Annotated in this window: 28 protein-coding genes and 1 pseudogene; 19 read left to right on the forward strand and 10 right to left on the reverse strand. The window is 59.1% G+C overall.

Annotated elements, in window-relative coordinates; genetic code table 11:
• Window positions 1-126 precede the first annotated feature (126 nt).
• Window positions 127-603: a transcription elongation factor GreB gene (gene greB / locus AC1MDT_RS02795; RefSeq protein ID WP_480420590.1), complete on the forward strand. Its 477-nt coding sequence runs from the start codon at window positions 127-129 to the stop codon at window positions 601-603.
• 97 nt (window positions 604-700) lie between these two features.
• Here the strand turns inward: greB and AC1MDT_RS02800 are convergent, their stop codons facing one another.
• Window positions 701-3,205, reverse strand: coding sequence for an ABC transporter permease (locus AC1MDT_RS02800; RefSeq protein WP_480420591.1), 2,505 nt, complete (start codon window positions 3,203-3,205; stop codon window positions 701-703).
• The gene (locus AC1MDT_RS02805; protein WP_480420592.1) at window positions 3,205-3,888 is read right to left on the reverse strand and encodes an ABC transporter ATP-binding protein; all 684 of its coding nucleotides are present in this window, start codon (window positions 3,886-3,888) and stop codon (window positions 3,205-3,207) included. The genes AC1MDT_RS02800 and AC1MDT_RS02805 overlap by 1 nt, the downstream gene beginning before the upstream one ends.
• A gap of 10 nt (window positions 3,889-3,898) precedes the next feature.
• Between AC1MDT_RS02805 and AC1MDT_RS02810 the strand changes: the two genes are divergently transcribed.
• The 3 genes from AC1MDT_RS02810 to AC1MDT_RS02820 all read left to right on the forward strand — a co-directional run bounded on the left by AC1MDT_RS02810 (window position 3,899) and on the right by AC1MDT_RS02820 (window position 5,929).
• Window positions 3,899-4,504: an arylesterase gene (locus tag AC1MDT_RS02810; protein ID WP_480420593.1), complete on the forward strand. Its 606-nt coding sequence runs from the start codon at window positions 3,899-3,901 to the stop codon at window positions 4,502-4,504.
• Window positions 4,505-4,560: 56 nt separating this feature from the next.
• Window positions 4,561-4,854, forward strand: coding sequence for a hypothetical protein (locus AC1MDT_RS02815; protein WP_003226812.1), 294 nt, complete (start codon window positions 4,561-4,563; stop codon window positions 4,852-4,854).
• A 103-nt stretch (window positions 4,855-4,957) separates the two neighbouring features.
• Entirely contained in the window at window positions 4,958-5,929 is a 972-nt protein-coding gene (locus AC1MDT_RS02820) for a L,D-transpeptidase family protein (RefSeq protein ID WP_480420594.1), read from the forward strand.
• A 124-nt stretch (window positions 5,930-6,053) separates the two neighbouring features.
• Here AC1MDT_RS02820 and oprI read toward each other — a convergent pair whose 3' ends face one another.
• On the reverse strand, window positions 6,054-6,305 hold the full coding sequence (oprI, locus tag AC1MDT_RS02825) for an outer membrane lipoprotei OprI (protein WP_003199355.1): 252 nt from the start codon (window positions 6,303-6,305) through the stop codon (window positions 6,054-6,056).
• A gap of 639 nt (window positions 6,306-6,944) precedes the next feature.
• On the opposite strand from oprI, the gene AC1MDT_RS02830 reads away from it, so the two are divergent.
• The gene (locus AC1MDT_RS02830) at window positions 6,945-7,232 is read left to right on the forward strand and encodes a GNAT family N-acetyltransferase (RefSeq protein WP_020800382.1); all 288 of its coding nucleotides are present in this window, start codon (window positions 6,945-6,947) and stop codon (window positions 7,230-7,232) included.
• 71 nt (window positions 7,233-7,303) lie between these two features.
• Here AC1MDT_RS02830 and AC1MDT_RS02835 read toward each other — a convergent pair whose 3' ends face one another.
• Both AC1MDT_RS02835 and AC1MDT_RS02840 read right to left on the reverse strand, forming a co-directional pair.
• On the reverse strand, window positions 7,304-8,380 hold the full coding sequence (locus AC1MDT_RS02835; RefSeq protein ID WP_480420595.1) for a 3-deoxy-7-phosphoheptulonate synthase: 1,077 nt from the start codon (window positions 8,378-8,380) through the stop codon (window positions 7,304-7,306).
• 128 nt (window positions 8,381-8,508) lie between these two features.
• The gene (locus AC1MDT_RS02840; RefSeq protein ID WP_480420596.1) at window positions 8,509-8,952 is read right to left on the reverse strand and encodes a PilZ domain-containing protein; all 444 of its coding nucleotides are present in this window, start codon (window positions 8,950-8,952) and stop codon (window positions 8,509-8,511) included.
• Here AC1MDT_RS02840 and AC1MDT_RS02845 point away from each other — a divergent pair.
• The 5 genes from AC1MDT_RS02845 (at window position 8,951) to cysB (ending at window position 12,907) form a co-directional block, all read left to right on the forward strand.
• A complete protein-coding gene (locus tag AC1MDT_RS02845) occupies window positions 8,951-9,337 on the forward strand; it encodes a thioredoxin family protein (RefSeq protein WP_480420597.1) in 387 nt (128 codons plus the stop codon). The two genes, AC1MDT_RS02840 and AC1MDT_RS02845, sit on opposite strands and share 2 nt — an antisense overlap.
• Window positions 9,334-10,290 (forward strand): putative 2-dehydropantoate 2-reductase, encoded by a 957-nt coding sequence (locus AC1MDT_RS02850; protein ID WP_480420598.1) that lies wholly within the window; start codon window positions 9,334-9,336, stop codon window positions 10,288-10,290. Before AC1MDT_RS02845 ends, AC1MDT_RS02850 begins: the two co-directional genes overlap by 4 nt.
• A 25-nt stretch (window positions 10,291-10,315) precedes the next feature.
• Window positions 10,316-11,221, forward strand: a complete 906-nt coding sequence (locus tag AC1MDT_RS02855; protein WP_480420599.1) for a 5'-nucleotidase — start codon at window positions 10,316-10,318, stop codon at window positions 11,219-11,221.
• A 94-nt stretch (window positions 11,222-11,315) separates the two neighbouring features.
• Window positions 11,316-11,819 (forward strand): universal stress protein, encoded by a 504-nt coding sequence (locus AC1MDT_RS02860; RefSeq protein WP_414909169.1) that lies wholly within the window; start codon window positions 11,316-11,318, stop codon window positions 11,817-11,819.
• 113 nt (window positions 11,820-11,932) lie between these two features.
• Window positions 11,933-12,907, forward strand: a complete 975-nt coding sequence (cysB, locus tag AC1MDT_RS02865; protein ID WP_480420600.1) for an HTH-type transcriptional regulator CysB — start codon at window positions 11,933-11,935, stop codon at window positions 12,905-12,907.
• An 18-nt stretch (window positions 12,908-12,925) separates the two neighbouring features.
• On the opposite strand, the gene AC1MDT_RS02870 is transcribed toward cysB, so the two are convergent.
• Window positions 12,926-13,408: a GreA/GreB family elongation factor gene (locus tag AC1MDT_RS02870; RefSeq protein WP_414909168.1), complete on the reverse strand. Its 483-nt coding sequence runs from the start codon at window positions 13,406-13,408 to the stop codon at window positions 12,926-12,928.
• 2 nt (window positions 13,409-13,410) lie between these two features.
• On the reverse strand, window positions 13,411-13,821 hold the full coding sequence (locus tag AC1MDT_RS02875; RefSeq protein ID WP_480420601.1) for a hypothetical protein: 411 nt from the start codon (window positions 13,819-13,821) through the stop codon (window positions 13,411-13,413).
• Between the two features lie 124 nt (window positions 13,822-13,945).
• On the opposite strand from AC1MDT_RS02875, the gene earP reads away from it, so the two are divergent.
• Together earP and AC1MDT_RS02885 are read left to right on the forward strand one after the other, a co-directional pair.
• A complete protein-coding gene (earP, locus tag AC1MDT_RS02880) occupies window positions 13,946-15,088 on the forward strand; it encodes an elongation factor P maturation arginine rhamnosyltransferase EarP (protein WP_480420602.1) in 1,143 nt (380 codons plus the stop codon).
• 48 nt (window positions 15,089-15,136) lie between these two features.
• Complete coding sequence (locus AC1MDT_RS02885) at window positions 15,137-15,706, forward strand: elongation factor P (RefSeq protein WP_007943632.1); 570 nt, start codon at window positions 15,137-15,139, stop codon at window positions 15,704-15,706.
• A 67-nt stretch (window positions 15,707-15,773) separates the two neighbouring features.
• Here the strand turns inward: AC1MDT_RS02885 and AC1MDT_RS02890 are convergent, their stop codons facing one another.
• Both AC1MDT_RS02890 and AC1MDT_RS02895 read right to left on the reverse strand, forming a co-directional pair.
• On the reverse strand, window positions 15,774-16,193 hold the full coding sequence (locus AC1MDT_RS02890) for an organic hydroperoxide resistance protein (RefSeq protein WP_480420603.1): 420 nt from the start codon (window positions 16,191-16,193) through the stop codon (window positions 15,774-15,776).
• A gap of 355 nt (window positions 16,194-16,548) precedes the next feature.
• The gene (locus AC1MDT_RS02895; protein WP_480422688.1) at window positions 16,549-17,010 is read right to left on the reverse strand and encodes a MarR family winged helix-turn-helix transcriptional regulator; all 462 of its coding nucleotides are present in this window, start codon (window positions 17,008-17,010) and stop codon (window positions 16,549-16,551) included.
• Between the two features lie 173 nt (window positions 17,011-17,183).
• On the opposite strand from AC1MDT_RS02895, the gene AC1MDT_RS02900 reads away from it, so the two are divergent.
• Complete coding sequence (locus tag AC1MDT_RS02900; protein WP_480422689.1) at window positions 17,184-17,918, forward strand: sulfite exporter TauE/SafE family protein; 735 nt, start codon at window positions 17,184-17,186, stop codon at window positions 17,916-17,918.
• Here AC1MDT_RS02900 and AC1MDT_RS02905 read toward each other — a convergent pair.
• Window positions 17,908-18,762: a LysR family transcriptional regulator gene (locus AC1MDT_RS02905; protein ID WP_480420604.1), complete on the reverse strand. Its 855-nt coding sequence runs from the start codon at window positions 18,760-18,762 to the stop codon at window positions 17,908-17,910. The two genes, AC1MDT_RS02900 and AC1MDT_RS02905, sit on opposite strands and share 11 nt — an antisense overlap.
• Before the next feature lie 96 nt (window positions 18,763-18,858).
• Here AC1MDT_RS02905 and AC1MDT_RS02910 point away from each other — a divergent pair, with 96 nt between their 5' ends.
• The 6 genes and pseudogenes from AC1MDT_RS02910 to AC1MDT_RS02935 all read left to right on the forward strand — a co-directional run bounded on the left by AC1MDT_RS02910 (window position 18,859) and on the right by AC1MDT_RS02935 (window position 25,756).
• Complete coding sequence (locus AC1MDT_RS02910) at window positions 18,859-19,074, forward strand: DUF1127 domain-containing protein (protein WP_033057173.1); 216 nt, start codon at window positions 18,859-18,861, stop codon at window positions 19,072-19,074.
• A gap of 64 nt (window positions 19,075-19,138) precedes the next feature.
• Window positions 19,139-20,371: a winged helix-turn-helix domain-containing protein gene (locus tag AC1MDT_RS02915; RefSeq protein WP_480420605.1), complete on the forward strand. Its 1,233-nt coding sequence runs from the start codon at window positions 19,139-19,141 to the stop codon at window positions 20,369-20,371.
• Window positions 20,372-20,927: 556 nt separating this feature from the next.
• A pseudogene (locus AC1MDT_RS02920) lies at window positions 20,928-21,257 on the forward strand (DUF6124 family protein).
• 303 nt (window positions 21,258-21,560) lie between these two features.
• Window positions 21,561-22,229: an ABC transporter ATP-binding protein gene (locus tag AC1MDT_RS02925; RefSeq protein ID WP_480420606.1), complete on the forward strand. Its 669-nt coding sequence runs from the start codon at window positions 21,561-21,563 to the stop codon at window positions 22,227-22,229.
• A gap of 1 nt (window position 22,230) precedes the next feature.
• Window positions 22,231-24,702 (forward strand): ABC transporter permease, encoded by a 2,472-nt coding sequence (locus AC1MDT_RS02930; RefSeq protein ID WP_480420607.1) that lies wholly within the window; start codon window positions 22,231-22,233, stop codon window positions 24,700-24,702.
• Complete coding sequence (locus tag AC1MDT_RS02935; protein WP_480420608.1) at window positions 24,692-25,756, forward strand: lipocalin-like domain-containing protein; 1,065 nt, start codon at window positions 24,692-24,694, stop codon at window positions 25,754-25,756. Before AC1MDT_RS02930 ends, AC1MDT_RS02935 begins: the two co-directional genes overlap by 11 nt.
• Window positions 25,757-25,787: the final 31 nt, after the last annotated feature.

Raw genomic sequence — 25,787 nt, forward strand, 5'->3', positions numbered from 1 at the left:
ACGCTTTATCGTTGCTTTTGCGAGACAAAAAATGGAACTGAAAGAAGCGTCAAGTGCGACGCTGAGGCAGGCTCGTGTTCTGCAAGGCCTAAGTCAGCAAGGTAATCCCTCCGATCGAGGTGCTATTTGAGTACGAAGTTGATTACGAAAGATGGTTTTGAAGCTCTAAAGAATGAGCTGGATCACCTCTGGCGAGTGAAGCGCCCGGATACTACTCAGAAGGTTACCTGGGCGGCCTCGTTAGGCGATCGAAGTGAAAATGCGGACTATCAGTACAACAAGAAGCTCCTTCGCGAAATAGATCGACGAGTTCGGTACATCCGCAAACGACTCGAGGATATGAGGGTCGTCGAGTATTCACCGGAGCAGGAGGGGCGAGTTTTCTTCGGCGCCTGGGTTGAGATCGAGAACGATGCCGGGGATGTGAAACGTTTTCGTATTGCCGGCTACGACGAGATCTATGGGCGCAACGACTACATCTCCATCGATTCGCCGATGGCGCGAGCACTGCTAAAAAAAGAGGTGGGTGATGAGGCCGTTGTTCAGACCCCAAATGGCGAGACGTGCTGGTGGATCAACGAAATAGTTTATGAAAAACAGTAGGCCGAATTAGCACTCATACTAATCATATCTATTTGATTGTTAGCGACTTTTGTCGTTTTATCATAGGGCGGGCCATTTTAGCCCGCGTTTGAATTTATCAGCCCTCGCGCAAGACTGTCAGTGGGCTGGCGTTCAGCGCGCGACGTGTGCCGAACACACCGGCCCCGCCGATCAGTGCAGCGCCGATCAGTGGCAACATCAACAGCCACGGATGCGGATGCCATGGCAGGTCGAAGGCGTAGCGGTAGAGCACCAGGCTCACCAGCTCAGAACCCAGCGCCGCCAACAACCCGCTGACCGCTCCAAGCAAGCCGAACTCGATCCGCCGGGCCTTGACCAGCAACTGCCGCTCGGCCCCTAGCGCACGCAACAGCGCGCCTTGGCGGATGCGTTCATCCAGCGTCGCCTGCAAGCCGGAAAACAACACGGCCATTCCCGCTGCCAATACGAACAACAATACGTACTCCACCGCCAGTGTGACTTGGGCGAGGATGCTGCGTAGCTGCTCCAGCAAGGCTTCGACTTGCAAAATGGTGACTGCCGGGAAGCTGCGGGAGAGATCGACGATCTGCTGATCATGTCCCGCCGCCAGATAAAAGCTGGTCAGGTAAGTGGCCGGCAGATCCTTCAGCGTCCCCGGCTGAAAGATCATGAAGAAGTTCGGCTGAAAGTTGTCCCAGTTAATGGCTCGAAGACTGGTGACTTTCGCTTCGCGATTGACCCCGCCGACGGTAAAGACCAGATGATCGCCCAACTTGAGTTTCAGGCTTTCGGCAACTTTGCCTTCCACCGACACGCCAGGTATCTCATCGGGTTTTTGATCGGCCCACCAGTTGCCGGCGGTGAGCGTGTTGCCCGCCGGCAAGTCCGCTGCCCAGGTCAGGCTCAGGTCACGCTGGATCGCTCGATCACCGGCCGAATCCTTGCTGACGATTTCCTGCACCGGCTCGCCGTTGATGCTGATCAGTCGCCCCGGCACCACTGGATACAGTGGTGCCGATTGTGCCGACAGTTCGATCAGGCGATCGGTGAAGGCCTGTTTGTCCGCCGGGAGAATGTTCAGGGCGAAATAGTTCGGCGCATTTTTCGGCAACTGATTTTGCCAGGTGTCCAGCAACTCACCGCGCAACAAGGCGATCAACGTCATGGACAGCAGAATCAAACCGAAGGCCAGGGATTGTCCCGCGGCCGCCAATGGATGGCGCAGCAATTGGCCCAGCCCTAGTCGCCACGGCAAGGTGGCGCGCGCCAGCATCCGGCGCAGGCTTTTCAGCAGCAGTAACAGCAAGCCACCTAACAGTAGTGCGGCGATCACGCCTCCGCCGAGCAAGGCGAAGGTCAGCACCAGGTCCAGGCTCAGGCGCCACATGATCAGTCCAAGTGCGCCCAGTGCCGCGCCGTAGACCATCCAGGTGCTGGAAGGGATCGGCAGCATGTCCCGGCGTAATACCCGCAATGGCGGAACGCGACCCAGCGCGGCCAATGGTGGCAACGCAAAACCGGCCAGCGCCACCAGCCCGGTGCCAATCCCGGCGATGGCTGGAAACAGACCGCCCGGTGGAATATCGGTCGGCAACAAATCATGCAGCATTGCGAACAGCCCGAGCTGCGCCACCCAGCCGATCAATGCGCCGCTGAGGCTGGCGAGCAGTCCGAGGACCGCCAGCTGCACACTGAACAGCGCCAGGGTTTCCCGACGGGACAAGCCCAGGCATCGCAACAATGCACTGGCATCGAATCGGCGGGTGGCGAAGCGCGTCGCTGATAGCGCCACCGCCACACCGGATAGCAGAACCGCCACCAGGCTGGCCATGTTCAAGTAACGTTCGGCTTTGCCCAGGGCGCCACCGATTTGCCGGTTGCCGTCGCGTGCATCCTGCAGGCGTTGGTTGGCCGCGAGGCCGGGCTTGAGCAGTTGACGATAGATTTCCAGTGCCTGGGCATTGCCGCGCCAGAGGTCGCGGTAACTGACCCGGCTGCCGGGTTGCACCACTCCAGTCGCTGCGAGGTCACTGAGATTGATCAGCACCCGCGGCGTCAGGCTGTAGAAATTGCCGGCGCGGTCCGGTTCGTAAGTCAGCACCCGAGCCAGTTTCAGGGTTCGCATACCGACGTCGATGCTGTCGCCGATCTTCAACTTCAGCGCGATCAGCAGGCGCGCTTCGACCCAGGCTTCGCCGGGTTTCGGTCCGCCACCGGCTACTTGCGGGGCGTAGGGCGCGGGAGCGCTTTTCAGTTCGCCGCGCAGTGGGTAGGCATCATCGGCTGCCTTGATGCTGGACAGTTGAATGCCGTTGTCGGTGGCGATAACGCTGGAGAATTCCACTACCTGAGCATGTTCGAGGCCCAGATCAGTACCGCTTCTTATCTGTTCGGGCCGGGCCGGTGAGCTGCCTTCAAGCAGCAGGTCGGCACCGAGAAATTCCGTGGCTCGCAGCATCATTGCGCCGTTGAGGCGGGCGCCGAAGTAGCCGATTGCAGTACTCGCCGCCACGGCCACCACCAGGGCGAAAAACAATACCCGCAACTCACCGGCGCGGGCGTCGCGCAGCAATTGGCGAATGGCGAGACTGAACAGGCGCAACAGCGGCAGGCGTGCCATCAAGGCTCCAGGGGGGCGACCAGCAGGCCGGCTTCAAGGCGGATCAGGCGCCGGCAGCGATGTGCCAGGCGTTCGTCGTGGGTCACCAGCACCAGGGTGGTGCCGCGTTCCTGGTTCAGTTCGAACAGCAGATCGCTGATGCGTCCGCCGGTGTGGCTGTCGAGGTTGCCGGTAGGCTCGTCGGCAAACAGCACGTCGGGTTCGGCGGCAAACGCCCGGGCAATCGCCACGCGTTGTTGTTCGCCGCCGGAGAGCTGGCGGGGTGAATGGGTCAGGCGTTGCCCCAGCCCGACCCGTTGCAGCAGTTCGGTGGCGCGTTCGCGGGCGTCTTTTCGGCCGTCGAGCTCCAGCGGCAGCATGACGTTTTCCAGTGCATTGAGACTGTCGAGCAACTGGAATGATTGAAAGACAAAGCCGACATGTTCTGCGCGAATGCGTGCGCGTTGGTCTTCGTCGAGGTTGCTCAGGGCTTGCCCGGCGAGGGTGACTTCGCCACTGCTCGGCAGGTCGAGACCGGCGAGCAAGCCAAGGAGGGTGGATTTGCCTGAACCGGACGCGCCGACAATGGCCAGGCTGTCGCCCTTGTTCAGTTCCAGGCTCAGTTCGTGCAGGATAGTCAGTTCACCTTCCGCGCTGGGTACCACTTTGCTGAGGTTCTTCGCGGTGAGAATGCTTGCGCCCATGGAGAATCCGATGCGTGTGTGGTTTTTGAGTGCTGGCCTGGCCTTGATGTGCATGGCCCAGAACGCAGCGGCGGGTACAGTCCTGATCGTTGGCGATAGTATCAGCGCGGGTTTCGGGCTGGATACCCGCTTGGGGTGGGTGTCATTGCTCGAGCAACGGCTCAAGCGTGAAGGTTTCGACGATAAGGTGGTTAACGCGTCCATCAGCGGCGACACCAGTGCCGGAGGCCAGGCGCGCCTGCCCGCGCTGCTTGAGAAGCATAAACCTGAGCTGGTGATCCTCGAATTGGGAGGTAACGACGGGCTGCGTGGGTTGCTGCCAACCCAATTGCAACAAAACCTTGCAGCGATGATCGACAGTTCCCGCGCCAGCGGTGCCAAAGTGCTGCTGCTCGGCATGCAATTGCCACCCAACTACGGCGTTCGCTACACCAAGGCCTTTGCCGAGGTCTACAGCAACCTTGCCAGCGAGAAAAAGGTCCCGTGGGTGCCGTTTTTTCTCGACGGTGTCGGCGGTCATCCAGACTTGATGCAAGCCGACGGCCTGCACCCGGCTGCCGTGGCTCAGGACAAGTTGCTGGAAAATGTCTGGCCTACGCTAAAACCGTTGCTATGACACTTTTCTAAGGGCAGGCTTTCGGCTAAGGTGGCGCCCCCGATTTGGAGCCCCCGATGCCGCGTCCCGCCTGGTCACTTTTTGCCTATCAACTGATCGAGCCTGACGAACAGCTGGATCTGTTCGCCTGCCAGGAAGTGCGGGTGCATCTGGTGACACGTCAGCTGGAGCTGGGTGGTTCGGCGGACCGAACCTTGTGCGGCAGCCTGCTACCGGCACAGCCGCGCTGGTCGAGCGTCGACCGCCGGGTATTCCAGGACCAGCGCCTGTGCTCCTTGTGCCGCGCGATCCTGGAGTCGCAAAAACGCGGCACATCGCCGATCTGGCCAGAGCTGCGCTTCGAGCTTTGACGCCTCAAAGATAGCTTGCTATCGGCCAACTCCCCGAAATTTCAGGCGTCAGTGTACAATCCCGTTTTTATTCCCTCTGTCGATCATGCGAAGGATTTTCCGGATGTTGCCGCGTTTTCCTGCCGTCACCCGCTGCCTGACTCTTGCCGCCCTCTGTGTGGCCGGTCCCGTTGCAGCATTGGAGTTGCCTCTACCACCGCCCGGTGAAGACATCGTTGGCCAGGTGCAGGTCGTCAAGGCCAAGTACGAAGATACCTTCGCCGACCTTGGTACCACTTACGATCTGGGCTATTCGGAAATGGTCGCGGCCAACCCGGGCGTCGACGCCTGGCTGCCGGGCGCCGGCACCGAAATCATTCTGCCGACCCGCTTCATCCTGCCGCCGGGGCCGCGTGAAGGTATCGTGATCAACCTGGCTGAATACCGCCTCTACTACTATCCGAAAGGCCGGAACGTGGTGTACACCTTCCCGCTGGGGATCGGTCGTGAGGGTTGGGGTTCGCCGATTGCCCACACCACTATCACCGCAAAAACGCCTAACCCGACCTGGACGCCTCCAGCGTCCATCAAGGCCGAGCACGCCGCCGATGGTGACCCTTTGCCGAATGTGGTGCCGGCCGGCCCTGATAACCCACTGGGGCCGTTCAAGTTCAGCCTGGGCACTCCGGGCTACCTGATTCATGGCTCGAACAAAAAATTCGGCATCGGCATGCGCACCAGCCATGGTTGCTTCCGGATGTACAACAACAACGTGCTGGAAATGGCGGGCATGGTGCCGATCGGTACGTCGGTGCGAATCATCAACGACCCGTACAAGTTCGGCAAGAGTGGCGGCAAGGTGTATCTTGAAGCGCACACGCCGCTGGACGATAACGGCAACCCGTCAGTGGTCGACAAGCACACCGCGGTGATCAACGCGATGCTCAAGCGTGAGGACATCACTAATAACCTGCGCATGAACTGGGATGTGGTGCGTGATGTTGTTGCCGCTGAAGATGGGATGCCGGTGGAAATCGCTGTGCCCAATACTTCCGCGCCGATGGTGACGAATGCGCCGATCGACCCGCTGCAGTAACGCTTGAAAGGAACCCGCCGATGCTGACCGCGTCGGTGGGTTTTTTATTGCCTGTACCAAACACCGGGCAATAAAAAAGCCGACCCAAAAAATGGGTCGGCTTGATAACAATCCCGAAGGATTATTACTTGCGGCTAGCTTTGTCCAGCATGCGCAGAGCACGCTCGTTAGCTTCGTCAGCAGTCTGTTGTGCTTTTTGAGCAGCAGCCAGAGCTTCATCAGCTTTACGGTAAGCTTCGTCTGCACGAGCCTGGGAGCGAGCTGCTGCGTCTTCAGTAGCAGTCAGACGTGCTTCGGTTTCTTTCGATGCGCTGCTGCAACCGGTAGCCAGAACTGCGGCCAGAGCCAGAGCAGAGAATTTCAGAACGTTGTTCATCGTGTTCCCCTTCAAGGACTTTCCATTAAGTGACTATCTCCTCAGAGTGAGGAATTAGCCGGCGTACATACTACCCATTACTTGTCGTAAGTAAACTGACGTAAAGCAAGAAGCCAAAAAAATTGTAGGCTTTGATTCTTTTTCGAGCAACTTTTAACTGCAATTGTTTAAAAAATATCCAGCTACGAGGCCCGAGTTGAGCGATTCGCCATGGAAAAGCTGCGCGTCGTCGTCGTCGCTTTTTTCGGTCTTGGCTAAAGTCTAGCTACATGGATTCGTCTATACTTTGGTTCGGATTTTGCGCGCTGCCTCTCATATCTTTATCCATGTAGAGGTGACTTTAAGAAAGGGCGCTCGTCTTAAGTCTCAATATCCGGCAATGTTCAGGCTGTCGACCCGCGGAAATCTTCGGGCGAGCCGTCCCTGCGTGACCCGGAGCAGCACCTGCCAACCTGCGTGATGACGAGCGTACCTTGAGCATTTTTGCCAATGGTGCCTACTATTTGTACGTGCCCGGTTGCGCGAGATTGGTGCGGCTCTTCTCGGTGTCCATTCAGGCACGGGGTGGCGTAGATGTTCCTTCGCCGGAAAAACATCGGTAAGGTAGGGGTCAGAATTCAAGACCCGCGAGGAGTAGTGATGAGCGAGGCGTTGTCCATCCACCATGACCAGGCTGGTCATCAGTTCGAGACCAATGTGGACGGTCATCGTGCCTACCTGACCTATATGGACCTGGGGAAGCAGACCCTGGATATTTACCGCACCTTTGTGCCCAACGCGCTGCGTGGTCGGGGCATTGCGGCTGCGTTGACCGAGCAGGCACTGCAATACGCTGAGGAAATGGGTTACACAGTCATTCCGTCGTGCTCCTACGTGGAGCGCTACATGGAGCGTCACCAGCGCCATGCTGCCAAGCTGAGCCAGTGACCTTTCAAGAATCAAACGCATAAAAAACGCCGGGTTTAGCCCGGCGTTTTTTTGTCTGCAGAGCAGCGCTATCAGCTGCGATCGCGTTTGGGCAGCACATCCTTGAGCTTGGCATGCATGCTGCGCAAGGTGCTTTCGGTTGCGGACCAGTCGATGCAGGCATCGGTGATCGACACGCCGTATTGCAAGTCGGCGAGGTCTTTCGGAATCGCCTGGCAGCCCCAGTTCAGGTGACTTTCGACCATCAGGCCAATGATCGACTGGTTGCCTTCGAGGATCTGATTGGCGACGTTCTCCATCACCAGCGGTTGCAGGGCCGGGTCCTTGTTGGAGTTGGCATGGCTGCAGTCGACCATGATGTTCGGCTTTATCTTGGCCTTGTTCAGCGCTTGCTCGCAGAGCGCAACGCTGACCGAATCGTAGTTCGGCTTGCCGTTGCCACCGCGCAGCACCACGTGACCGTAGGCGTTGCCCTTGGTCGTGACGATCGATACGCCACCTTCCTGGTTGATGCCCAGGAAACGGTGCGGGCTGGAAACCGATTGCAAGGCGTTGATCGCCACGGTCAGGCCACCGTCGGTGCCGTTCTTGAAGCCGACAGCCGAGGACAGGCCCGAAGCCATTTCCCGGTGAGTCTGGGATTCGGTGGTGCGTGCGCCGATGGCCGACCAGCTGATCAGATCCTGCAAGTACTGCGGGGAGATCGGGTCGAGGGCTTCGGTCGCAGTCGGCAAGCCCATCTCTGCCAGGTCCAGCAGCAATTGGCGACCGATGTGCAGGCCATCCTGAATCTTGAAGGAGTCGTCCAGGTACGGGTCGTTGATCAGGCCTTTCCAGCCGACGGTGGTCCGCGGCTTCTCGAAATACACGCGCATGACCAGATACAGGGTATCGGACACTTCGGCCGCGAGCGCCTTCAGGCGTTCGGCGTATTCGTGGGCAGCCTTGATGTCGTGGATCGAGCACGGCCCGATGACGACAAACAGGCGGTGGTCGGTGCCGTCCAGAATGTTGCGAATGACTTCGCGACCCTTGGTGACGGTGCGCAGGGCAGCGTCGCTCAGAGGGATATCACGCTTGAGCTGATCGGGAGTGATCAGCGTCTCATTGGAGGCGACGTTTAGGTCGTTGATCGGTAAATCAGCCATCGTTTACTCGTCAGGTCACGGGTGCCGGCCGCCAGCGAACCCGCGCGGCGGAGCACAGCAAATTAAGCGCGTCGGGGAGCCGAACCTTAGCGCGTTACGCGCCTGCTCGACAATGGGCAGACACGGGTTTAATCCAGTGCTGGCTGTGCAAATGCGTTGCGAACCGTGTCGTGGGAGAACTCGTGGGCATGTTCCTGGACCCATTCGAGCGCCAGGGCTTGAGCATCCTGCAGATCTTCGTGCGCGTCGCGCAGGCGGCGGTAATGTTCTATCTGACACACCTGCTCGCCCATCCGGGCGCTGAACAGCATCTGCTCGTCCACAAAGGCGATGCCCACCAGATAGCCTCGCTTTCGTCGCAGGCACCAGGCCACATAGCCTAGAAAACGCAAGTCGGGATTCAAGGTCGGCATGCGCACTTCCAGCGCTGTACCGTGGCGCCAGGCGCGGTGGTAATTGCAAGCCATGCCCCCGAGGCTGATAGTGTGCAGCCGTTGCCGCGATATGCACTCATGCGTGAGCAACGTTAATTCAACAGGCACATCGTCAGGGTGAGGAAGAAAACGTCCCATGAACACGGACTCCATGTGTCGGCCATCTGACATTGTTCCTCCCAGTATAGTGGTCGAATGGGAGCTGACCGATTTCGACGCCGACCAGCGGCTGCTGGCAATGAACGGGGTATCGCTGGTGATTTTCACCAGTGTTGGCTGCGCCAGTTGCCGTTTTGCCCGTGAGCAATTGCCACGACTCGACCTGAAGGTCGATCAGTTGTGCTGGATCGATGCGGGGAACAATGGCGGCGTGGTCGAGCGTTATCAGGTCTTTCATTTGCCGGCGCTGTTTGTGGTGCGCGACGGTGAGTTCTTCGGCGCACTTAAATCGCGCCTGACCCGCACTGAGCTCAATGCCGCCGTGGGTCAGGCCCTGAATCGAATTGCAGAGGAGTTGCCATGATGGGGGCAGTTGCCAAACCGACAATCGGTATTATCGGAACCGGTGCTATCGGCGGTTTCTACGGGGTGATGCTGGCGCGTGCCGGCTTCGATGTGCACTTTCTGTTACGCAGTGAGTTTTCAGCGGTGGCTGAGCGAGGGCTTCAGGTCAATAGCGCGGTCCATGGCGCGCTGACGTTGAACCCGGTTCAGGCCTATTCGACCGCCGAAGACATGCCGCCCTGTGACTGGTTGCTGGTGGGCGCGAAAACCACCAGTAACGCGGACCTCGCACCGATGATCCGTCAAGTCGCCGCCCCCGGTGCCAAAGTGCTGCTGATGCAAAATGGCCTGGACGTCGAAGACAGCCTGCGCGAATGGCTCCCCGATTCGCTGCACTTGCTCGGTGGGCTCTGCTACATCTGCGTACACCGCGAGGAACCTGGTGTTATCACCCATCAGGCGCTCGGCGCGGTACATGTTGGCTACCACAGCGGTCCCGCAACCGATGAAACGATGCGCACAGCGATTGTGGAGGAGGGCGCCGGGTTCTTCCGCGCTGCCGGCATCGATTCGCAATCAATGACGAACTTGCATCAGGCACGTTGGCAAAAACTGGTCTGGAATATCCCTTATAACGGTCTGTCGGTGCTGCTCGGGGCAAGCACCACGCCGCTGATGGCGGATGTCGACAGCCGGGAATTGATCAAGGCATTGATGGCCGAAGTGGTTCAGGGGGCGACAGCCTGCGGTCACGCCATACCGGCCGGTTATGCCGATCATCTGTTCATGGTGACCGAGAAGATGCCGGATTACTGGCCGAGCATGTACCACGACTTTCTGCACAAACGACCGCTGGAACTGGCTGCGATTTACAACCGTCCACTGGCGGCCGCCAAAGCCGCAGGATGCGAGCTGCCGCGAATCGAAGCGTTGTATCGCAGCTTGAGTTTTATCGATCGACGCAACACTTGAGTCGATCAACCTGAGGGAGAAGGGCATGGCAAAAGGCATAGACGACAAACTGGTGCTGGCGATTTCTTCGCGGGCACTGTTCGATCTGAGTGAAAGCCACAAGGTCTATCTGTCGAGCGGTGTCGAGGCCTATCGGCAATATCAGATCGAACACGAGGACGAAATCCTTGAGCCCGGCGATGCCTTCCCGTTGGTGCAAAAACTCCTGAACCTCAATACCAGCCTCGGCCGGGCCCGGGTCGAGGTGATCCTGGTGTCGCGCAACAGTGCCGACACCGGGCTGCGGGTGTTCAACTCGATCCACCACTATGGGCTGGCGATCTCCCGAGCGGCGTTTGTCGGCGGACGCAGTCCTTATCCGTACCTCAAGGCCTTTGGTTGTGATCTGTTTCTCTCGACCCATGCCGAGGACGTGCGCAGTGCACTGGATGCCGGGTTCGCCGCAGCGACTATTCTGTCGGGCGGTGCCAGCCGTGCCGCCAGCGATGAATTGCGCATTGCTTTCGACGGTGACGCGGTGCTGTTTTCCGACGAATCGGAGCGGGTTTACCAGGCAGGAGGGCTGGAAGCCTTTCAGGCCAGTGAGCGTGAAGCGGCTCGTGAGCCGTTGCGCGGTGGCCCGTTCAAAGGCTTCCTTGCCGCCCTGAACGTTTTGCAGCGCGAGTTCCCGGAGGACGCGTGTCCGATCCGCACCGCCCTGGTTACGGCGCGGTCAGCGCCGGCCCATGAACGGGTGATCCGCACGTTGCGCGAATGGGACATTCGTCTGGACGAATCGTTGTTCCTCGGTGGCCTGACCAAGTCGGCATTCCTCGAAGCCTTTGCCGCTGATGTATTTTTCGACGATCAGGCCGGCCATTGCGAATTGGCCCGCGAGGTGGTCGCCACTGGCCACGTGCCGCATGGCATAAGCAACGAGCAAAAGGTTTAAGCCCACGGTTCAACGCGTTACACGAAACGTCGTACTCGCCAAGGCACTGCTAAGCTGAATCAATCTCCGCCATGTTGGCACGCGAGGAGGTCATATGATTGGGTCGATTCTGTACGCCACTGACCTCGGCCTGTACGCACCCCTAGTGATGCAACATGCCCTGGCGCTGGCGCGGACATTCAATGCTGACTTGTACGTGGTGCATGCGGTGGAACCCATGGGGTTGTTCGCCGAGTCGGTGCTTCAGAGTTACCTCGATGAACAGGCGTTGAACGAGTTTCACAGTCAGGGCCTGAACACGGTCATTGCCAGTATCGAGCAGCGGGTGCTTGACAGTTTTCGTGAAGAACTGGGAGGCGAGGGGGCGCAGGACCTGGAGCGGATACAGGCGGTTCGGGTGATTCAGGGGGACCCGGCGCAAGTGATTCTCGACCAGGCGCAGAAACTCTCGGTGGATTTGCTGATCGTAGGTAGTCACAGCCATGGGGTTGGTGCGGAAACGCCTTTGGGCAGGACCGCAACGCGCGTGTTGCAACTGGCTCGGGTGCCAGTCTATCTGGTGCCGCTGGTGGAGCGTCGTCGCCAAGAGGATCGCTAGAACGCGAATAGTGGCAGTTTGATAAAAAAGTTCTAGATTTATTCTTCAAACCATTAATATAGTTATATACCGTCGCTGATGCCCGTGGCGTCTACCTGCTTTGAGGGATACATATGAAGCTTCAACAACTGCGCTACATCTGGGAAGTGGCGCACCACGACCTCAACGTTTCCGCTACCGCCCAAAGCCTCTACACATCGCAACCGGGCATCAGCAAGCAGATCCGCCTGTTGGAAGACGAATTGGGGGTCGAGGTTTTCGCCCGCAGCGGCAAGCATCTGACCCGCGTGACCCCGGCCGGCGAGCGCATCATCACCACCGCGGGCGAAATTCTGCGCAAGGTTGAAAGCATCAAGCAGATTGCCCAGGAATTCTCCAACGAGAAAAAAGGCACCCTGTCGATCGCCACCACCCACACCCAGGCGCGTTACGCGTTGCCTCCAGTGATCAGCGCGTTCATCAAGCAATACCCGGACGTCGCCCTGCACATGCATCAAGGCTCGCCGATGCAGATCGCCGAAATGGCCGCTGACGGCACCGTCGATTTCGCCATCGCCACCGAAGCCCTGGAACTGTTCGGTGATCTGGTGATGATGCCGTGCTACCGCTGGAACCGCTGCGTGGTTGTGCCACAAGGCCATCCGCTGACCAAGCTGCCAAAGCTGACCCTCGAAGCCCTGGCCGAATACCCGATCGTGACTTACGTGTTCGGTTTCACTGGCCGTTCGAAACTCGACGAAGCGTTCAGCCATCGCGGCCTGACGCCAAAAGTGGTATTCACCGCTGCCGACGCCGACGTCATCAAGACTTACGTTCGTTTGGGTCTGGGCGTGGGTATCGTCGCCAAAATGGCGGTCGACGCTAAACTCGATAGCGACCTGGTGATGCTCGACGCCAGTGACTTATTCGAATCCAGCATCACCAAAATCGGTTTCCGTCGCGGCACGTTCCTGCGTGGCTTCATGTGCGACTTCATCGAAAAGTTCGCCCCGCACCTGACTCGCGAAGTCATGGCCAAAGCCATCCAGTGCCACAACAAGCAGGAACTGGAAGAACTGTTCGACGGCGTCGAATTGCCGGTCCATTAATGGGGTGTCCTGCCTCGGCTAAACGACCTCGGTGACAGAAAACTGTTGCCGGGTGCCGGCCACCAAAATGTCCACCTCGTCCCCTTCGAACTTGCCCAGCAGGCTTTTGCCCAGCGGTGAGCGAGGGGTGATGACAGTAATCCATTGCCCCACCAGATCGACTTTCAAACCGGCAGCGTCGGGGGCCAGGAACAACCACTGTTCACGACCTTTTTCGTCTTCCAGGCCGAGCAATGCGCCCACTTCGATACCGCGCTGTTCGTCATAAGGTCGCAGTGTCAGGTTCTGGCAAAGCGTCAACGACTGCCTGATTTCCTCCACGCGCCTGGCTTGTCCGGCGGCCAGGTAGGACGCCTCCAGCCCCAGGGTGTCGTACTTGTTTTCGGCGATGTTTTCTTCGTGGGTCGCGGTTTCGTACGCGGTTTGCGCAGCGCGTTCAGCGATGTCGAGATCGACCCGCAGTTTGTCGAGGATCAGTTGATGGACCGTTTGTTTATTCATGATCAATCGCAGAATTGCAGGACATTGGCGCGGCTTTTTTCGCTCGGCGCGTTGTGATCCTGTTGCAACCAGAACTGGCATTTTGGGTTGGACAGATTACGGCTGGTGCTGCGCGCCTGATCGAGTCGTTGCTGTTGCTCGTCCTTGCGCAGGTTCTCTTCGTATTGATCGAACAATGGACTCTGCGGCGCAATATCAGGCACCGGCTGCGCCACCACAGGCGGTTTAGCCAGTTGCTCCACCGCTTGTGCGATGGGGGCCAGTTGCTCGCTGAACAACAGGCGAGAGGCGAGCCAGCAGGTCAGGGCGATCGCGAGGAAACCCAGCCACAAACCAAGGGCAATGCTACCGGTCAGTCGCAGGGCATTGAGCTGAATGGGCAGTGGGCGGCGGGGGTTGGGACGGTAGGGCATGACTGCCTCCTTGCGAGTGGTCGCGGACGAGTGGCGATTGTCGCATGAAGATTAATCGCCGTCGGCTCTTCTGCGCAGGGTAATTTATGCGGACAATCGGCGCCTTTGCCAACGGGAGCCTGGAATGCCTGAAATGAAAACCCGCTGGGATATTTTTTGCACGGTGGTCGACAACTTTGGCGACATCGGTGTGACCTGGCGTCTGGCCCGCCAATTGGTGGCCGAACACTCAATGGATGTTCGTTTATGGGTCGATGATCTGCGAGCATTTGAACGCATTTGCCCGGCGATCGACATCAACGCCTCGCAGCAGTGGCTGCAGGGTGTCGAGGTGCGTCAATGGCCGGCCGACTGGCAGCCTGCTGAAGCCGCTGATGTGGTGATCGCCGCGTTCGCCTGCCAGTTGCCCGGTGCCTACATGGACGCCATGGCCGAGCGGGAAAAACCGCCGCTGTGGATGAATCTCGACTATCTGAGTGCCGAGGACTGGGTCATTGGCTGCCACGGCTTGCCGTCGGTCAAATACAAAAGTGTGCAGAAATTCTTTTTCTTTCCGGGGTTCCGCAAAGGTACCGGTGGGCTGCTGCGTGAAAACGGCTTGCTCGAGCAGCGTCGGCAGTTTCAGCAGGATCCCGAGGCTCAGCGAGCTTTCCTGCAAGGTTTAGGGATTGATCGCGCGCAGGGGGCACAGTTGATCTCACTGTTTGCCTACGAAAATACCGGGTTGGCCAGTTGGCTCGACGCAATGACGGGTGACTCGGCACCCACTCATCTGCTGGTGCCGGAAGGTCGGATTCTCGGCGATGTCGAGCGTTGGCTCGGGGTCGAGGCATTGAGTGCCGGCGCGGTACACGTGCGTGATGCCCTGACCGTGCAAGTGTTGCCGTTCGTCCGACAGGAGCAATATGACCGATTGCTCTGGAGTTGCGATTTCAATGCGGTGCGCGGTGAAGATTCCTTCATCCGGGCGCAGTGGGCGGGGCGGCCGCTGCTCTGGCACATCTACCGGCAGGATGAAGACATTCACCTGGACAAGCTCGAAGCGTTCCTTTCGCTCTATGTAAAAGGCCTCTCTGAGCCGGCCAGCAAAGCGATCAGCGGTCTATGGCGCGCCTGGAATGCCGGTGAGAAAATGACCGAGCATTGGCAATCGACCCGCAAACACGGGCCGGAACTGCAAAAGCATGCCGAAGCGTGGTGTCTGGAACAGGGCTTGCAAGCAGATCTTGCCGCAGCGCTGGTACAGTTTTACCTAAATTGGATATGATACGCGGCCTAGATTTTTGTAAATCCCATCCAAATTCGGATATTCGCAATGAAAACTGGTAAAGAACTGAAACCCGGTACGGTGATCCGTCTCGAAAACGATCCTTGGCTGGTTCAGAAAGCTGAATTCACCAAGTCGGGTCGTAACAGCGCGATCATGAAGACCAAGCTGAAAAACCTGCTGACCGGTTACAAGACCGAGATCGTTTACAGCGCTGACGACAAACTGGACGACGTAATCCTCGACCGCAAAGAAGCGACCCTGTCCTTCATCAGCGGCGACACCTACACGTTCATGGACACCACCGACTACACCATGTACGAGCTGAACGCTGAAGACATCGAAGCCGTTCTGCCTTTCGTTGAAGAAGGCATGACCGATGTTTGCGAAGCGATCTTCTTCGAAGAGCGTCTGGTTTCCGTAGAACTGCCGACCACCATCGTGCGTCAGGTTGACTACACCGAAGGTTCCGCTCGCGGCGACACTTCCGGCAAGGTAATGAAGCCTGCCAAACTGAAGAACGGCACCGAACTGTCGGTGGCTGACTTCATCGAAATCGGCGACATGATCGAGATCGATACCCGCGAAGGCGGTTCCTACAAAGGCCGTGCTAAATAAGCACAGCTTCAGGAATGAAAAAGCCCGACCATTGAGTCGGGCTTTTTTGTGCCTGAAAGGATGGTGATTAAACCGTCACGTGCAGACGCACATCGACGTTGCCACGGGTGGCGTTGGAGTATGGGCAGACCAGGTGGGCGGCGTCGACCAGGGTTTGCGCATCGGCTTGTTCCAGGCCCGGCAGGCTGACATGCAGGTCGATGTCCAGACCGAAGCCGCCAGGAATGTGGCCGATGCCGACACGGGCAGTGATCGAAGTGTCGTTCGGGATGGCGCGTTTGGTCTGGCTGGCAACGAATTTCAGCGCACCGATAAAGCAGGCGGAGTAGCCGGCGGCGAACAGTTGCTCAGGGTTGGTCGCTGCGCCGCCAGCACCGCCGAGTTCTTTCGGGGTGGCGAGTTTGACGTCGAGGATGTTGTCGCTGGAAACCGCACGACCATCACGGCCGCCAGTGGCAGTTGCAATTGCGGTGTAGAGAGTTTGCATGGTGTGAGCCTCGTGTTGATATGGGTTGTTTGCGCTAAATGATTGCGTGCTAAGTAAGTGCGAAATGAATGTATAGCGCAATTAATTAGCGCGCAAGATAAAATTTTGAAAAAGCTTGGCAAAACCCATTGGGTGCGAGGTCAAGTGTGGGAATAGTGCTGAAATAGAGCCGTCGAGAAGGGGTTCGACGAGCGTAATTTTTTTTGCGGAGCAAGCCGAGTTCGTAAGGACACGCAAGACAACTGTGGGAGCGAGCTTGCTCGCGATAACGGTGTGACATTCAGCATTGATGTTGACTGACACACAGCCATCGCGAGCAGGCTCGCTCCCACAGGGATTTATGTTGGGCTTAAGGTTAGAGGCTCTCTTGCAGATGGCTACGCAAATCCTGCAATTGCGCTTGCAGCGTCCGCAGATGCTCCAGCGTCTGCCCGCTGGCGGCGAGGATGCACTGTGGAATGCTGCGCGCCTTGTCTCGCAGTGCACGACCTTGTTCGGTCAGCTCAACGATCACCACCCGTTCATCCACACGACTGCGGGTGCGACTGAGCAGGCCTTCGACTTCCAGGCGTTTGAGCAGCGGTGTCAGTGAGCCAGGATCCGTCAGCAATTGCGTGCTGATTTCGCCTACGGTCAAACCATCCTTTTGCCACAACACCATCATCGCCAGGTATTGCGGATAGGTCAGGCCCAGCGCTTGCAGCAGCGGTTTATAGACTTTAGTCATTAGCAGCGACGTGGAATGCAGGGCGAAGCAGATCTGGTTGTCCAGCAGCAGCTCTTCGTAGTTATCCGGGGTGTTGCGCTCGGTGGTCATTTCGCAGCCTTGTTCAGTGATCTTCATGAATCTAGCGGACGAATCTTTAATGCACCAGATAATTCAACTATTCGCTGGCCAACGCCATGCTCACTCTGCGTTTCGCTGCCAGCGCTGACTGCGTAGGATGAGCGGCCTGATAGGAAGGGAAATCGCCTGTGATTGAGTTCTTGATGTACCTGGTGTTTGGCGCTGCCTTGGGCACCCTGGGTGGGTTATTCGGTATTGGCGGTGGGTTGATCGCGATCCCGCTGCTGGGTGTGCTGTTCGGCCTCGATCAGCAAATTGCGCAAGGTACGGCGCTGGTGATGGTGGTACCGAATGTGATGCTGGCACTGTGGCGCTATCACCAGCGCAACCGGATTGAAGGGCGTCATGCGCTGCCGCTGGCCTCGATGGGTTTCTGCTTTGCCTGGATCGGTTCGATCTGGGCAGTGGGCATTGACGCGCAAACCATGCGCCTGGGCTTTGTTGCGTTCCTCGTCGCGCTGTCTGCCTACAACCTGGTGCGAATGTTCAGCGCCAAGGTGTCGGCCTCTTCGCAGATGAATTACTCATGGCCATGGCTGGGCGTACTCGGCGCGGCGTCCGGCACCATGGGCGGGTTGTTTGGCGTCGGCGGGGCGGTGGTGGCGACGCCGGTGCTGACCAGCCTGTTCGGCGCCAGCCAGGTGGTTGCGCAGGGGTTGTCGCTGGCGCTGGCGTTGCCCAGCACCGGCGTTACCCTGGTGACTTACGCCGTACACCATCAAGTCGACTGGATGATCGGTGTGCCCTTGGCGGTCGGCGGTCTGATGAGCATCAGTTGGGGCGTGAAAATTGCCCACGCCTTGCCGGAGCGGCGGCTGCGCGGGCTGTTTTGTGGTTTCCTGGTGTTCTGTGCGGTGATGCTCGCCTTTAAAGTTTGAAGCCTTCGACGATGTGTTCGGCCAGGCACTCGGTGATCGGAGACGGGTTGTGCAGGTTACGCACCAGCATAATGCTCGCCTCGGGCAGCAGTGGCAGGTCTTCGGCTTCACCGAGGATGCGCATGTCCGGGGTGATCAGGCTTTCGAGCTGCGCGGTGACGGCCAGACCGGCACTGACCACCGCCATGAGCGCCGACAGGCTCGAGCTGTTATAGGCAACGCGGTAATCGCGGCCCATGGCGTCCAGCGCATTGCAGGCCCACAGCCTGCAGAAACAATCACTGTTGAACATCGCCAGCGGCAACGGCGTCTGCTCGTGGGCACTGAAGCATTGCGCCTCGGCCCAGACAAAACGCTCCTTGCGCAGCAACTCACCGATCTCGTTGCCCGGCTTGCAGGTGACGATGGACAAGTCCAGGTCCTGGCGCAGCAGCAATTGTTTTGATGATTCGCAGTGCACCTCGATCTGGATCAACGGATAGGACTGGGCAAAGCGCCGCAAAATCCCTGGCAGAAAACGCATCACATAATCGTCCGGCGTGCCGATGCGCACCATGCCGACCATGTGTGGCTCGCGCAGGGTGTTGAACACCTCGCTGTGCAGTTTGAGGATGCGCCGGGCGTAGCCGAGCAGCACCTGGCCTTCTGCGGTCAGCCGCACTTGACGGCCGTCGCGCTCGAACAATTGGCGCTGCAACACATCCTCTTCCAGTCGCTTCATCTGCATGCTCACGGCGGACTGGGTACGGTTGACCAATTCACCGGCGCGGGTAAACCCACCTTGATCGGCAATGGCGACGAAGGTGCGCAGCACGTCTGTGTCGATACTTGGGAAGGCAGACATCCATCAATCTCCGAGATGTGTGACATCAGAAACATTCGTTGGATTGATCTTAGACCTGGCGCGACACTTGAGTCATCCCAAACGGAGGGCAACAAGATGAAAGGTCAACATGAATATCCAGCGGTAGAAAAACACTCGATCCACCTGGTGTCCGATCTGCTGCATAAGTTCAGTCGCTGGTACGAACTTCACCGGGAGCGCGAACTGCTGGCGAGTTTGAGCGACGAAGCACTGAAGGACATCGGCATGAGCCGTGCGGATGTAGAGTTCGAGTCGGTAAAACCGTTCTGGAATGATCCGATGCACAAATGAGTAAGGCTCAACTACACAAACCCTCTTGCGATGAGGTAGGTTGCGAGCAGACAAGGAGATGCTCATGCCCGCGACGCTGTCCTTTTCCCTCAACCAGGCTCGGCGTCTGGCGCTGGCTGCCCAAGGGTTCAACGGGCGCCAGTCGCCAGCGACGATCAAACCGATTCAGCTCAATCGTCTGATCGAGCGTTTGGGCGTTCTGCAGATCGATTCGGTCAATGCGTTAGTGCGTTCGCACTACCTTCCCTTGTTTTCCCGCCTCGGCAATTATTCATCCGACTTGCTCGACCAGGCTGCCTGGAGCCAGGGCCGTCGACGCACGCTGTTCGAGTATTGGGGCCATGAAGCGTCGTTGCTGCCCTTGTCGATGTACCCGCTGATGCGCTGGCGCATGTCGCGGGCGACGCGTGGTGAAGATATCTATCAGCAACTGGCAACATTCGGTCGTGAGCAACAGGGCACCATTCGCCGGGTGCTGGCGTCGGTTCAGGAATTGGGTGCGCTGGGGGCCGCAAGCCTCTCGACCCGCCAGGAACGGGCAGGGCCGTGGTGGGACTGGAGTGCGGAAAAACATGCGTTGGAATGGTTGTTCGCCGCCGGTGAAGTGACCGTCGCCGGCCGACGCGGATTCGAGCGGCTCTATGACTTGCCGGAGCGGGTCATTCCCTCGGCGATTCTGCAGCAGCCGCGGCTCAGTGAGGCCGAGGCCCAGCGCGGGCTGTTGCTGCATGCCGCGACAGCCTTGGGCGTTGGCACCGAAAAGGACCTGCGGGATTATTTCCGCCTGAGCCCGACAGACAGTCGTCCACGTCTGGCGGAGCTGGTGGAGGCGGGTGAGTTACTGGTGTGTGAGGTCCAGGACTGGCGGCAGCCGGCGTATTGCCTGCCTGGGCCGAAAGTGCCGCGCAAGGTCGAGTCCAGTGCGCTGCTTTCACCCTTCGATTCGCTGATCTGGGAGCGAAGTCGCACCGAAAGGCTGTTCGACTTCCGCTATCGGCTGGAGATTTATACGCCGCAGGCCAAACGGGTCTACGGCTATTACGTGTTGCCGTTTTTGCACAATGAACGAATTGCTGCGCGGGTGGACCTGCGCGCCGAGCGGGCCTTGGGCCGTTTGGCGGTGCACGCAGTCCATGAAGAAGAGCCGGGGCTGGATGACGAGGGCATGATGGCGCTGGCGGTCAGTCTGCGGCAGATGGGCGATTGGCTGGGGCTTGAACAGGTGCAGTTGAATTGTCAGCGGGTGAGTGCGGCCAGGTTAAGAGTGGCATTGGCTCGGATGGGTAATCCAGCTTGAAAATCGGGATGTACATCAGGACCACAACGACCCCGATCAGCCCCACGATGGCAGCCGACCCGTATCCCCCAGATGTACCCAGCCCCCTGTAGGAGCGAGCTTGCTCGCGATGGCGGAGTGTCAGCCAACAGCCATGCTGAATGGCACACCGCATTCGCGAGCAAGCTCGCTCCCACAGGGATTGTGTGCTTATCCAAGGGCGTGTTTAAGCGTGTTTGGCGTTACTTGATGAAAGCTACAGATCCTTGCGCCGTTGCCTACAACTACGCCAGAATCCGCCGGCTTGTGCGTCTTGTCCCTGGTCTCTATCGTCTGTGCATCGCTGCCAATTCAGCGGTCGGGTTTAGCGACCCAATTAGGTATAAGCGCAACATTGCTCCAGTCTCTAATTGCAGGCCTTTTTATGTCTGTGGTTTCGATATGGTGGCTGTGCGCGGGAGACCTTCGGGTCTGCCGGGTCTTATACCTCCCGGTTCGCTAACCTGCGTACAGCTGCCTCCCTTACTTGTTTAGCGACAGGTTCTGGTGGTTTCACTAGGTATAAAGGAGCTTCACCATGCCCAAACCAACACCCAATCCCCCTGATTCAGAAACCGAAAGCACTACCGCCAAGCGCGCCTCCAACCTCCACCTAAAACCCACCATCCTGAAATCCTCCGCCCCACACAAACCCAGCACTATGTTCTTCATCGCCCCGGACATCGACACCGAAAGCCTGCTGGCCCACGCCTGAGAGTCATTGGCTTCCGCGAGTGTCATGGCCAGTGATTTCGCGACGTTTCTAGAGGGGCCACAGCGCAGTACGTTGTTGGGCATCCAGCAGGTCATCATGCTGGCCGACCTGGCCGTAAACCGGGCACTGGATAACCTCGATCCGCAAGACTGAACACAATCCCTCGCCACATGCGTTCGTCAGGTAGACCGGGTTATCGTTCTTCGCGAGCAAGTCGGATCGCCGCACCGCCGCTCCCACATTTGACCGCATTCATCTGGGAAGACTCGGTCAAATGTGGGAGCGGCGGTGCGGCGATCCGACTTGCTCGCGAAGGCGTCCGCCCATTCAACCCGAACCGATCGGTTGACCCCACCGCGTCCGATACACCCCCAGCGCGCAGCCCCGTAATCGCCAACGGACAAAAACCATGCAGGGCCGCTATCCTTGCCCCATGTTCATCGAGCGGGTTTGCCCATGCTTCAGGTTCGCGGCGTCTTCAAAAGCTATGCCACGCCGCAAGGTCCGCTGCCGGTGTTGCAGGGTGTCGACCTCACGTTGAAACCCGGAAGCAGCCTGGCGCTGATGGGCGAGTCGGGCAGTGGCAAAAGTACCTTGTTGCACCTGATCGCCGGGTTGGACAAGGTCGATCGCGGCAGCATTCGCAGTGGTGAGCATCGGCTGGAGGCGATGAGCGAAGGGCAATTGGCGAACTGGCGACGCGCTGAAATCGGTCTGGTGTTCCAGCAGTTCAACCTGATCGGCAGTCTGCGGGTCGAGGATAATCTGGCGTTTCAGGCGCGACTCGCCGGGCGCCATGATCCACGCTGGCAGGCGCATCTGGTGCTGCGTTTGGGGTTGGGAGATTTACTGCGGCGTTATCCGGAGCAGCTGTCCGGCGGCCAACAACAGCGGGTGGCGTTGGGCCGTGCCTTGGCCTCGAAACCGAAACTATTGTTGGCTGATGAACCCACCGGCAGTCTCGATGAGGCCACCAGCGATGAGGTGTTGAAGTTGTTGCTGGAGCTGCTCGACGACAGCCCAACGGCGTTGTTGATGGTCACCCACAGCCCGAAGGTAGCTGCGCGACTGGCCGAAAAAGTGCTGCTCCAGGGTGGCCGACTGGCTGGCACGGACGAGCGCTGACGTGCGGGTCTTTGGCGAAACGTTGCGGGCGCTGATCAGCCATTGGCGGCAGCATCCTGTGCAGTTTTTCAGTGTGCTGACCGGACTGTGGCTCGCCACCAGCCTGCTGACCGGGGTGCAGGCGTTGAACAGCCATGCGCGGGAAAGCTATGCCCGTGCCAGTCAGTTGATCGGCGGCGAACCCCAGGCCAGCCTCATTGCGGCCAATGGCGGCACCTTTTCTCAGCAAGTCTTTGTCGAGCTGCGCCGCGCGGGCTGGCCGGTATCGCCGGTGCTGCAAGGTCGGGTGGTGCTCAAGGGGCACGAAGACCAGCGATTGCAACTGATGGGCATCGAGCCGGTGTCGTTGCCGGCAGGTTCCGCGGTGGCTGGCCGGGCGTTGGCGATCGAGCAGATCGTCGGGTTTTTCAGTCCGCCGGGCAGCACCTGGATTTCGCCACAGACGTTGCAAGCGTTGGGCCTGCGCGAAGGGGCGCAGCCTTTGAGTGTGAACGGTGAGGCATTGCCTCCGCTGCAGGTTCAAACCGACATGGCCCCCGGTGTGTTGCTGGTAGACATCGGTTTTGCCCAGCAGATTTTGCGGTTGCCCGATCAACTGTCGCGGCTGCTGTTGCCCAAGGATTTCACCGCGACCTTGCCTGATCAATTCAAGGGGCGGCTTCAGCTCAAAACCAGCGGCGAAGAGAACAATCTCGCGCGCCTGACCGAGAGCTTTCATCTGAACCTCGATGCCTTGGGGTTCCTCTCCTTCGTGGTCGGCCTGTTTATCGTTCATGCGGCGATTGGTCTGGCACTGGAACAACGCCGTGGCTTGCTCAGAACCTTGCGCGCCTGCGGGGTCAGTGCACGGATGCTGATTGCCTGCCTCGCCGTCGAGCTGGGTGGGCTGGCTTTGATCGGTGGGCTCGCTGGCGTTGCCAGCGGCTACCTGCTGGCCAGCGTGCTGTTGCCGGACGTCGCCGCCAGTTTACGCGGCCTGTACGGCGCCGAAGTGCCGGGGCAATTGGGCCTCAGTCCACTGTGGTGGCTCAGCGGTGTCGGCCTGAGTTTGCTCGGTGCCTTGTTGGCCGGTGCCAGCAGTCTTCTACGGGCGGCACGCCTGCCGTTGCTGGCCCTGGCCGATCCGCAAGCCTGGCATCAGGCCCACGCGCGCTGGTTGCAGCGCCAAGGATGGTTCGCCGCGATTGCCGCGGTGATCGCGCTGATGGCATTGATCTGGGGCGACAGTCTGGCCAGCGGCTTTGTGCTGATGGCCGCGCTATTGCTCGGTGCTGCATTGGCGTTACCGGTGGTGCTGAGTTCGGTGCTGAACCTGATGCTGAGCCGCGGTCGTTCGGTACTCGGTCAATGGTTTCTTGCCGATTGTCGTCAACAACTGCCGGCCTTGAGCCTGGCGCTGATGGCACTGTTGCTGGCGCTGGCGGCAAACATCGGTGCCGGCAGCATGACCGCCGGTTTTCGCCAGACCTTCAGTGACTGGCTGGAACAACGCCTGAGCGCCGAGCTTTACCTCAACCCACAAAATCCGGCCCAGGCCACAGAGCTGTACACCTGGCTCACACAGCAGCCGCAGCTCACCGCCGTACTGCCCAACTGGCAAGTGTCGATCCAGCTGCAAGGCTGGCCAGCGGAGGTTTTCGGTGTGATCGATCACCCGACCTATCGCCAGCATTGGCCGTTGCTGGAGGCCTTGGGCGATAATCCGTGGAACCGACTGGCCAAGGATGATGCGCTGATGCTCAGCGAACAACTGGCTCGACGGCTGAAGGTGCGCCTCGGCGACCATCTGACAATCCCTACGCCGAACGGCTCCTGGTCGCCGCGGATTGTCGGAATCTACGCCGATTACGGTAATCCCAAAGGCCACATTCTGGTCAACATCGATCACCTGCTGCGCGGTTGGCCGCAGCTGACACCGAACCGTTTCAATCTGCGCATCGACCCGGCATCAATCCCGGCGTTTCTCACCGCGCTGCAAGCACGCTTTGCGCTGGACGACAGCCGCATTGTCGACCAAGCCCGGCTCAAAGCCTGGTCCACCCAAGTGTTCGAGCGTACTTTCGCCGCCACCGCCGCGTTGAACAGCCTGACCCTGTGCGTGGCGGGAGTGGCGTTGTTCATCAGCCTGCTGACCCAGAGCCAGAGTCGCCTCGGGCAACTGGCGCCGCTGTGGGCATTGGGCGTGACACGCCGACAGTTGATGCTGCTCAACCTCGGGCAAACCTGGTTATTGGCCGTGTTGACGCTGGTACTTGCGTTGCCATTGGGCATCGCGCTGGCCTGGTGCCTGGATGCGGTGATCAATGTTCAGGCGTTTGGCTGGAGGCTGCCGTTGCGCGTGTTCCCGGCGCAGCTGTTGCAGTTGATGGGGCTGGCGCTGCTCGCGACATTGCTGGCGTCGGCGTGGCCGCTTTACACGCTGCATCGCACGCAACCGGCCGATCTGTTGAGGACGTTTGCGCATGAGGATTAAGGTCGGTCTTTTACTCTTGGCGGTATTGGGCGGGTGCGACAACTCGGCGCCCGTCGATAAAGGCTTCGCCGGTCTCGGCAGTCAAGCCGCTGCCTTTACCGAAGTGGTGCCCGGTCGGGTGTTCAGCTTCCCGGCGGATCACGGACCGCACGACGGTTTTCGGATTGAATGGTGGTACGTCACCGCCAACCTCAAGGACGATCAGGGCCATGAATTCGGCGTGCAATGGACGTTGTTTCGCAGCGCATTGAAAGCGGCACCCGAGGTCACTGGGTGGGCTAATCAGACCCTCTGGCTGGGGCACGCAGCTGTGACGTCGGCGACGGTGCATCACGCCGCCGAACGCTATGCCCGGGGAGGCGTCGGTCAGGCCGGGGTGAGCGTGCAGCCGTTCAATGCATGGATCGACGATTGGCGGTTCAGCAGTCAGGCGACCGATCCTTTGACCGAGCTTCAACTCAGTGCCCGTGACAAAGGGTTCAGCTATCACCTGCGACTGACGTCCACGCGTCCACTGGTGCTGCAGGGCGACAAGGGTTTCAGTCAGAAATCCGAACAGGGGCAGGCGTCGTACTACTATAGCCAGCCGTTTTTACAGGCCAGCGGTACATTGGAAATTGATGGCAAAGCTTATTCGGTCAGCGGGCCGGCGTGGCTCGACCGCGAGTGGAGCACCCAGCCACTGACCGCGAACCAGACTGGCTGGGACTGGTTTTCCCTGCACCTGGATAGCGGCGAGCAAGTCATGCTGTATCGCATGCGGCAAAAAAACGGCGAGCCTTACCTTACCGGCACCTGGATCGGCGCTCAGGGCCAGACTCAGTTGTTGCACGCGAACGATATCAGTCTCACGCCGCAAGACACCGCGAACGTCGCCGGGCGTTCGATGCCCGTTCGCTGGTCGATCAAAATCCCGGGCAAGCACCTCGACATCACCCTGGATGCCCTCAACCCCAATGCCTGGATGGATTTGCGCATTCCTTACTGGGAAGGCCCCGTGCGTTTGAGTGGCAACCAGGCGGGGCAGGGCTATCTGGAAATGACCGGGTATTAAGATCAAGAGATCGCAGGCTTCGATGTCCATT

It is taken from the genome of Pseudomonas sp. ASL7 (assembly GCF_056680375.1).